Raw genomic sequence first — 8,599 nt, 5'->3', positions numbered from 1 at the left:
GGATCATCGCACGCCTCGGTGGCTGGAACTGCTACTACAAGCCGCCAGGACCAAAAAACATGCGCGCCGGATGGGCACGCTTCGCCTCCATGGCCACAGGATTCATCATCGCGGCTCAGTCAAATGCGTGAATCCCGTAAGGTTAGAGGTCATATCCTATCCAAGCAATAGGTTGCATCGGGTCTTGATCCTAATCAACAAAAAACTTCAACTATAACCATTTTATAGCAAAATTTTATTTTTTAGGACAGACATTAAGACCATTTGCGGTGAAAAATTTGGAGCTGGCCATCAGGATGAAGCCTCGAGCGGCCGGCGCCGCGCAATGTTCCGCTGCCCTTCCCGGCCGCATCGCCGTGTCATCCTGATATCCCGAGCTTCGGAAAATCCGTGCCATGGTCTCGGAACTTCATAGTTAAAAATGAGACAGATTGGTGTCATGCTGCGACAAAATTTATGGGAGACGTCATGCAAGGTCGCGCGGTCATGATCGATACGAATGGAGAGCCCCATGGCGCGCGACCCGCGATATGATGTCCTGTTCGAGCCGGTGAAACTGGGGCCGGTGACGACGAAGAACCGCTTCTTCCAGGTGCCGCATTGCAACGGCATGGGGTATCGCGACCCATCCGCCCTCGCGGCGATGCGGGCGGTCAAGGCCGAAGGCGGTTGGGGCGTGGTCTGCACCGAGCAGGCGGAAATCCACCCGAGCGCCGAAATCTGCCCATTCATCGAATTGCGGATCTGGGACGATCAGGATGTCCCGATGCTGGCGCGCATCGCTGACTCGGTCCATCGCGGCGGCGCCCTGGCCGGGTTGCAGCTCTGCCACAACGGCATGAACGCGCCCAATCTCTATTCGAGGGAGATTCCGTTCGGTCCCGCCGACCTGCCGGTTGCGAGCATTTTCAACGATCCCGTGCAGGCAAGGGCGATGGACAAAACGGACATCGCGAATCTGCGCAAATGGCATCGTCAGGCCGCGCTCAGGGCCAAGCGCGCCGATTACGACATCGTTTACGTCTATGCGGGCAAGCTCTTCGGCGGACCGATGTTCTTTCTCTCCCGCCGCTACAATACCCGCACCGACGAATATGGCGGCAGCCTGGAGAACCGCGTACGGTTGTTGCGCGAACTTGTGGAAGACGTGAAAGACGCGGTCGGCGACCGCTGCGCCGTCGCATGCCGGATCTCGGTCGACGAGTTGATCGGCGAAGCGGGGCTGCATGCGGCCGAGGCGCGCGACATGATCGCCAGCATGGCGGAACTCCCCGACCTCTGGGATCTCACGCTTTCCAGTTGGGACAATGACAGCCAGAGCTCGCGCTTCACGGACGAGGCCTATCAGGAACCGTTCGTCGCCGGGATCAAGCAACTCACCACGAAGCCAGTCGTCGGCGTCGGCCGCTTCACCTCGCCGGACACGATGGTACGGATGGTTCGCCAGGGCGTGCTCGACCTCATCGGCGCCGCCCGCCCCTCGATCGCCGATCCGTTCCTGCCCAGAAAGATCGAGGAAGGCCGGATCGAGGATATCCGTGAATGCATCGGCTGCAACATCTGTGTTTCGGGAGACCATACGGCGTCGATCATCCGCTGCACCCAGAACCCGTCGATGGGCGAGGAATGGCGGCGCGGCTGGCATCCCGAACGCATTCGGCGCCGCGCCACGGATAGCCGGGTGCTCGTGATCGGCGCCGGACCGTCGGGGCTCGAAGCGGCCATGATGCTTGGCCGGCGCGGCTACGTCGTCGCTTTGGCCGAAGCAGGCATCGAACTCGGAGGGCGGCTGATCCGCGAACGCCGTCTTCCAGGCCTGGCTGCCTGGGGGCGCGTCGTGGATTACCGGGTCGGACAGCTCGCGCGCATGCCGAATGTGGAAATCTATCGGGCAAGCCACCTGACCACGGAGGACGTGCTTGGGTTCGGCTTCGATCATGTAGCCGTCGCTACCGGGGCCGTGTGGCGACGCGATAATGTCGCACGTGCAAGCGTAACTCCTTCGCCGCTGGGCGATATCCAGCTTCTGACTCCAGACGATCTCATGAGCGGGACGCGTCCGCCCGGAAAAAACGTCGTTATCTACGATGACGACCACTATTACATGGGCGGCGTTCTGGCCGAATTGCTGACACAAGAAGGTTATCGCGTCGCCCTGGTCACACCGGCGGCGGAAGCCTCGGTCTGGACCCGGAACACGATGGAGCAGCACCGGATTCAGACGCGACTCATCGAGGCCGGGGTAAGCATCCTGGCACACCGTATTCTGAAATCGGCCGATACCGGCAGTGTCGCGCTCGGCTGCATCTTCACGGGACGGCCCAGCCATGTCGAGGCGGATGCGCTCGTCATGGTCAGCAGCCGCCTGCCTGTCGCAAACCTGGCAAGAGAACTGGATGCCAGGCAAACAGCCTGGGCGGATGCCGGGCTCAAGAGCGTCACGACGATCGGCGATGCGCTGGCGCCGGGAACCATCGCCGCCGCGGTATTCGGCGGACGGCGCTATGCCGAGGAGCTTGACGAAGAGATCGATCCCGATACCTTGCCGTTCCGCAGAGAAGTGGCAGAGCTGCAGCCCTTCTCGCTCGACCGGCTCCTGGACGCATCGTCTCAATGAAAAACCCGCACACGGCTCCATTCATGGCTGAAACCAACGGCCGCATCGCAGGAGTTTTCGAATGACCGCAACCAAGGAAGCCCCCGCTCAAGTCGAGCAGCATACGATCTATCAGATACCGATCGATCAGCGTCACGGGCGCGCGCGCGACCTATTCACCATCTGGTTCGGATCGAACATCATGATGCTGACCATCGTGACCGGCGCGCTTGCCACCACGGTGTTCAAGCTGTCGTTCATGGGTGCCATCGGTTCGATCGCGCTCGGCAACCTCGTGGGCGCCGTCTTCATGGCGCTGCACGCCGCCCAGGGCCCGAGACTCGGCGTTCCGCAGATGGTCCAGACGCGCGGCCAGTTCGGGTCGATCGGTGCGGTTCTCGTCGTCGCCATCGTCGTCGTCATGTATGTCGGGTTTCTGGCCTCGAACATCGTGCTCGGCGGCCAATCCCTGCACACCATCGCGCCGGGGATAAACCAGAACGTTCTGATCTCGGCGATCGCGCTGATCAGCGTGATCGCAACCATCTATGGCCACGATCTCATCCATGTCTACGCCCGCGTACTGACCTGGCTTTCGGGTCTTGCGCTGCTGCTCTGCTTTGGCTGGATCGTGTTCATCCATGGTCTGCCGGCGAATTTTCTCTCGATAAACGGCTACAACGCTGCCGGGTTTTTCGGGATGGTCTCGGTGGGTGCGCTCTGGCAGATTGCCTACGCACCTTACGTTTCCGATTACTCACGCTACATGCCGCACGACACCGGCGCGAAGCCGGCTTTCTGGGCAAGCTATTGGGGGTGCGTTCTGGGCTCGGTGCTGCCGATGCTGCTCGGCGCGCTGATCGGGCTCCTGGTCAGCAACGGAGATGTGGTATCCGGCCTCACCACGCTGACGGGGCCAGCGGCACTCGCAATTGTCGCGATCTTCTCGATCGGCATCGCCTGCACCAATGCGATGAATTTGTATTGCGGCGTGCTGTCGAGCATCACCGTCGTCCAGACCTTCCTGCCAGACTGGAAGGCCGGTCCTGTGGCGCGGGGCGTCACCGCGATCGTGCTCACCTCGATCGGTCTTGCCATCGCGCTGTGGAGCGCTCAGAATTTCCTGACCAATTATACGAACTTCATCCTGCTTCTGCTCTACGTTCTGGTACCTTGGACCGCGGTGAACCTGGTCGATTTCTACCTGGTCCGCCACGGCGATTACGACGTCGCATCGTTCTTCACCTATTCCGGCGGCGTCTATGGCCAGTTCAACCGGGCGGCGATCTTCTGTTACCTCTTCGGCATCGTCATCCAGATACCGTTCGTCTCCAACGATCTCTATACTGGTCCGATCGCGAAGGCGTTGGACGGAGTCGACATCTCCTGGATTGTCGGTATTCTCATCGTCAGTCCCGTTTATTACCTGCTCGCACGCAAGCATGCGGTGCCGGCGGTCGGCTTGGCGGAGTAGAGACAGTCGGAAACCGAAGATCATGAAGCTCGCAATCTGGCAGACCGGAGGTTTCCTTGGAGATCCCGCGGCAAATATCGCCGCGATCGAGCAAACCGCCCGGACGGCTTCCGCCGCCGGCGCGACGCTTCTCCTGTGTCCGGAATGCTGGCTTGGGGGCTATAATATTCCCGAGCTCTGCGCGGAACTCGCAGAGCCGCGAAACGGACCGTGGGCAACTCGCATCGCCGATATCGCGAAAAAACATAACGTCGCGATCATCTATGGCTATGCAGAGCGTGACCCAGACAGCGGCGCGATCTACAATGCGGTGCAGGCGATCAGCCCAAACGGCAACTCGTTGGTAAACTACCGCAAAACCCATCTGTTCGGCGATTTCGAGCGCGGACTCTATCGGCCCGGCGATGGGTTTGCCGCTCCCTTCGAACTCGCCGGATGGCGAGTGGGACTGCTGATCTGTTACGACGTTGAGTTTCCCGAAACGGTCAGAAGCCTCGCGCTCGCAGGTGCTAACCTGATCCTGATCCCGACCGCACTAACCGGGGAATATGCCTGCGTGCCGGATATTATCGTGCCTGCACGTGCGGTCGAGAATCAGGTCTTCATTGCCTATTGCAATCACGCTGGCGCCGAAGGCGACATGCGTTTCATCGGAAAATCCCGGTTGGCGGGCCCGGACGACTCCGCGATCGTAGCGGCGGGTGGTGGAGAGGCTCTACTGATCGCGACCATTACGCGGGAGACGATCGCGGCGACGGCGGCAATCTTTCCCTATCGGTCGGAGCGGCGTCCCGCGCTTTATGCCGCCATCGCCCAACCAGAGCGAACGCGCCGTGATTGACATCGGCCGATCCAGTGGGCAGGGGAATTTGCAGGTATTTTACGAATGCATGGGCTGGCCGAAGAATTGTTGCCGGAAACACTCGATCAGCCCCGGCTTTTTTCGCCCATAGTGCAGCACCCGCGCCCTCTCGATCGTGGCAGGGCCGCTTTGCATCATGTCGTCCACTATAGGAAGAAATGCCTCGATCTTTTCCGTCCGATCGACGATTTCGACCACGATGGGCAGATGGATGCCGACGTCGAGGTTCAGTCCCGATCGCAAGACACGCGAGATGCCGAAGCCCAATGGCGCGGGTAGCGCCGTGGCACCGGCGAGGCCCGCCTTGCGGGAGTACTCGATAACCGCACGGTAAAGCGGTTTGCCGTCGATCATGTCATCCTCACCAAGAAATATCCTGAGAAGAATGGCATCCTCCATATCGCGCAGCGAAATCCTCCATCCCGATTGAGCGCGCCGACTCCGGCAGATATGCTAGCGGTCTGTAGCAGCGATCGCTATCCAATTTCATCCTTCCGGTTTGATCATCTCGATTTTGCCACGGATCTGTGGCGGAAATGCGTGAGGATCGCCGGCAAGCAGGGTAATCGCCGCATGGGCGGATACCGCCTCCTCGGCGCTGACCGCATGGTGCTGAGCGCCCTCGCGCTTGAGCGCGAAGCGACGCATATCCTCGACAAGTCGCTGCATCCTGGAGACTTCAATCCCAACAAGCATCGGACGCAACTTCTCGGGCACGGCAGCGATGAGGCCGGGCAGATGAAGCAGGCAGATACGCGACAATCCATTGAGTGCGGATATGCCATGGATCTCGATCGAGCCTGCAATTTCTTCGTTTTTGCGGTGTTCGGCTCGCGCAGCGGAAGCACAGACCGGGCAAATACGATGTGTCGGATCACGCCCGGTTGCGTCAAGCCGGTTTGCCTGCGTCTCGACCAACCCGGCAAGACCTACGGCAACCGCCAATGGCCCGGCGATGTTTTCAAATTGCCAGGCGTGGGACGGGCAAAGACAGCCGCGTTCCGCCAACGCTTCGCGGGACGCATGATCGTGCCCAAGCCGCGCCTGCAAATGGACGATCGCGTCGAATACCTCCGCCACAACCGTCACACAAATTTCGCAATCGGAAGCCGGTCCCCCGCCGTCGATTGCGTTGAAGGTCGCACGATCGCCTGCCGGAGCCACCCCCTCATATCCGTCAATGATTGCATTGACTTGTGCCAGGGCGGCCCGATCGTCCTCACGTGCGAAATAGGCTCCAATTTTGGTCGCCATGTTGTGCAAAAAGCAACGATTCTTGTCGACAATCTGGAATTCCATCAGTGTACGCCGAAGTTCGGGGACGCCACTCGTCACCCATGCCATTTCGTTCTTTGCGCGCCTTGCGTCCATTGCGGCACGCGCGGAGAGTGAAAAAATCGGGATTTCAACGCCGAGCCGAGCTTTGATTTCGCAAGAAACATGATCGAGCACAGCCGCACGATCGACCTCGTTCATCAAATCGCTCTTGTTAATCGCGAGGAAGATGCGAGCGTTGGCCGTCATGGCCCGTTGCAGGATGGCGAGTTCGTCGTCGGATAATGCGCTGTCAAAGCTGGTCACCACCAGAAATGCGTCGGCCTGGCGTAGAAAATTCTGCGTTGTCCGCGTATTCGCAGCGATCGAGGAACCAAGGCCGGGCGTATCGATGAACCGAAATCCGCGCCGAAGCAGTTCCGCCGGAATTTCAATTTCGACATGCTCGACCCCTTCCCGATTGCCTGGATTGCCGGTTTCGGTGATGTACCGGGCCAACTCGTCGAGCTTGACATCCATGAAGAGACTGGTGCCGTGAAAATAGAGAGTTGCCCGCTCCGTGCTGCCATAATGTACGGAAGTGATTACTGAGGTTAGTGGCATGATGCCTATCGGCAGTCGCTCCGTGCCAAGCAGTGCGTTCATCAGCGACGATTTGCCCCGGTTGAACCGGCCGGCGGTGACAAGATTGAATCTGTCCTCCGCAAGGGAGGTTAACAGTTCGGCATGCTCGGCCCGGCGTGCGGCGTCAGGCGGATGGTCGCGCAACAGGGCGACCAGGTCGAATTTCCGCCGCTCGTAATCGGCGAGGGTCATATGCCGCCGTTCATAGGTTCCTCGCCATATAGGCTCCGCATAGCACTCCGACGAAGCCGAGCCCGACCGACAACAGAACGTAAAGCAACGCTTTCAGTGCTTGGCCATTCTCGACCAGGAGCATTGTTTCCAGTTCGAACGTCGAAAACGTCGTGTAACCGCCGAGAAATCCGGTGAGGACGCCGGTGCGCAGTGCTGGGCCAAGCGTCAGAACTTCCAGGGTTTCGATGAACAGGAAGCCGATCAGGAACGATCCCAAAACATTGATGCTGAGCACGGCAACCGGAAAGTTCCGGCCATAAACGTCCTGGAGCAGGATGGTCTGGCCGTAACGGGCCCAGCAGCCAAGCGTACCGAAGACGGCGATAGCCAGCAATGTGCGCAACATCCAGATTCCTTTGAATGATGTCAGGAAAACAATATCTCCAGGATCGTTGGCAGAAACATCCCGGTGATTGTGAAGTCGGTCTTGAGGGAAGCGAAAAGCACTCATCGCTCCAGCCGGCCGCGAACGAATGATCGCAGGGGCGTAAGCTGCTGACGAAGGCAGGGTGCGGCTCTGGCTTGGCCGAAAGCGCAATGAAAGCGGAACGACCCGTTCCTCGGCAACCATGCAAATGGTCACGGCCGTATACCAGCCCGTATCGGGGCTGTCCCGAACAAATAGACACCATGTTCCCTCCGCCTGAAACGGATGTTGAACAGGAGTCATCAGCCCCGAGGGCGGTTACATGGCGAACTCCATCGCCGGTGGTTATGCTGATGATTGCCGGCCTGTTTGTCAATGCTGTCGGCTGCTTGCCAGGGCGATCGCTTGAACGGTTTGGGGATTGATCGGGATAGAGGGGTGCCTCGCGACACCGCCCCTCCCACACCACCGGGCATACGGGTCCGTACCACGGCGGTTCGACGGAGTTAAGCTTGAGCAGAGCTATAGAGTCGGGGAAGGCCGAGTAGATCGAAAGTGCGGTTGCGCAGCGCCTGCTGGACGGCCGGGTGGCCCGACATGCGCCAACCCCCCGTCGGCGAACCGGCAGCCACTATTGATGTTGGCGTAATTCAGCGCCTGCGCCGGGCCGAAAATCGAGCCGACCACCATTGCCGCGAAGGCGGTCAGGATCAGGGTGAGCGCGGGCGCCTTCAGGCGGCGCAATCCGGCGCGATCAAGCGGCATGGTCACGATTGTCGCCGACATGCGGGTTCTCCAGTCAATGTTTTTGGGTGTGGCCCGCGAACAACTTTGCGCGAAGCTGCCCGACTGCGGCCGAGGTCATTGTCTGCTTGCGCGCGGACGCGGCCGCTGCGGCATCGTAGGGCTTGTAGCCCGCCGGCTCGGCTTCCTTGTTGCCCCAGGCGGCGCCGATATAGTCGAGGATCGCGGCGATCTGCGTATTACTGAGTTGGTCGCCCCAGGCGGGCATCACGCCGTTATAGGATTTGAACCGCGCCGGGAATCCTGGAGGCTCCAACTCTTGAGTAGGATGGAGCAATGGAAAAGCGGAAGACATCGAACAGATATTCACCTGAGGTCCGCGAACGCGCGGTGCGGATGGTGCTGGAGCATGGCAAGGATCAT

General features: G+C 59.9%; 8 protein-coding genes and 1 riboswitch. Of the genes, 3 read left to right on the top strand and 5 right to left on the bottom strand.

Annotated elements, in window-relative coordinates; genetic code table 11:
• The first annotated feature begins 511 nt into the window (after positions 1-511).
• The 3 genes from AiwAL_RS19280 to AiwAL_RS19270 all read left to right on the top strand — a co-directional run bounded on the left by AiwAL_RS19280 (position 512) and on the right by AiwAL_RS19270 (position 4,911).
• Positions 512-2,617: an NAD(P)-binding protein gene (locus AiwAL_RS19280; RefSeq protein WP_262313387.1), complete on the top strand. Its 2,106-nt coding sequence runs from the start codon at positions 512-514 to the stop codon at positions 2,615-2,617.
• Between the two features lie 61 nt (positions 2,618-2,678).
• On the top strand, positions 2,679-4,070 hold the full coding sequence (locus AiwAL_RS19275; protein WP_262313386.1) for a cytosine permease: 1,392 nt from the start codon (positions 2,679-2,681) through the stop codon (positions 4,068-4,070).
• 22 nt (positions 4,071-4,092) lie between these two features.
• Positions 4,093-4,911: a carbon-nitrogen hydrolase family protein gene (locus tag AiwAL_RS19270; RefSeq protein ID WP_235706091.1), complete on the top strand. Its 819-nt coding sequence runs from the start codon at positions 4,093-4,095 to the stop codon at positions 4,909-4,911.
• Between the two features lie 39 nt (positions 4,912-4,950).
• Here AiwAL_RS19270 and AiwAL_RS19265 read toward each other — a convergent pair whose 3' ends face one another.
• From AiwAL_RS19265 to AiwAL_RS19245, 5 genes are all read right to left on the bottom strand, one after another.
• Positions 4,951-5,331: a DUF190 domain-containing protein gene (locus tag AiwAL_RS19265; RefSeq protein WP_262313385.1), complete on the bottom strand. Its 381-nt coding sequence runs from the start codon at positions 5,329-5,331 to the stop codon at positions 4,951-4,953.
• A gap of 87 nt (positions 5,332-5,418) precedes the next feature.
• Positions 5,419-7,023: a dynamin family protein gene (locus AiwAL_RS19260; protein WP_235706093.1), complete on the bottom strand. Its 1,605-nt coding sequence runs from the start codon at positions 7,021-7,023 to the stop codon at positions 5,419-5,421.
• A gap of 10 nt (positions 7,024-7,033) precedes the next feature.
• On the bottom strand, positions 7,034-7,735 hold the full coding sequence (crcB, locus tag AiwAL_RS19255; RefSeq protein WP_235706094.1) for a fluoride efflux transporter CrcB: 702 nt from the start codon (positions 7,733-7,735) through the stop codon (positions 7,034-7,036).
• Positions 7,719-7,781, bottom strand: a riboswitch (Fluoride riboswitch). Its footprint overlaps the gene before it by 17 nt.
• Before the next feature lie 173 nt (positions 7,782-7,954).
• Positions 7,955-8,218 (bottom strand): hypothetical protein, encoded by a 264-nt coding sequence (locus tag AiwAL_RS19250; protein WP_262313384.1) that lies wholly within the window; start codon positions 8,216-8,218, stop codon positions 7,955-7,957.
• Positions 8,219-8,231: 13 nt separating this feature from the next.
• The coding region (locus tag AiwAL_RS19245; protein WP_316044809.1) for a cytochrome c at positions 8,232-8,599 on the bottom strand (368 nt) is incomplete at its 5' end.

It is taken from the genome of Acidiphilium sp. AL, assembly GCF_025499445.1.
Lineage (GTDB): Bacteria > Pseudomonadota > Alphaproteobacteria > Acetobacterales > Acetobacteraceae > Acidiphilium > Acidiphilium iwatense.
Note: the sequence above shows the minus strand (reverse complement) of the source record. Positions and strands in the feature narration are given on the sequence as shown.

Coding starts and splice junctions, on each gene's coding strand:
- AiwAL_RS19275 (WP_262313386.1), top strand. CDS start 2,679: ATGACCGCAACCAAGGAAGCCCCCGCTCAAGTCGAGCAGCATACGATC.
- AiwAL_RS19270 (WP_235706091.1), top strand. CDS start 4,093: ATGAAGCTCGCAATCTGGCAGACCGGAGGTTTCCTTGGAGATCCCGCG.
- AiwAL_RS19260 (WP_235706093.1), bottom strand. CDS start 7,023: ATGACCCTCGCCGATTACGAGCGGCGGAAATTCGACCTGGTCGCCCTG.
- crcB (WP_235706094.1), bottom strand. CDS start 7,735: ATGACTCCTGTTCAACATCCGTTTCAGGCGGAGGGAACATGGTGTCTA.
- AiwAL_RS19250 (WP_262313384.1), bottom strand. CDS start 8,218: ATGTCGGCGACAATCGTGACCATGCCGCTTGATCGCGCCGGATTGCGC.
- AiwAL_RS19280 (WP_262313387.1), top strand. CDS start 512: ATGGCGCGCGACCCGCGATATGATGTCCTGTTCGAGCCGGTGAAACTG.
- AiwAL_RS19265 (WP_262313385.1), bottom strand. CDS start 5,331: ATGGAGGATGCCATTCTTCTCAGGATATTTCTTGGTGAGGATGACATG.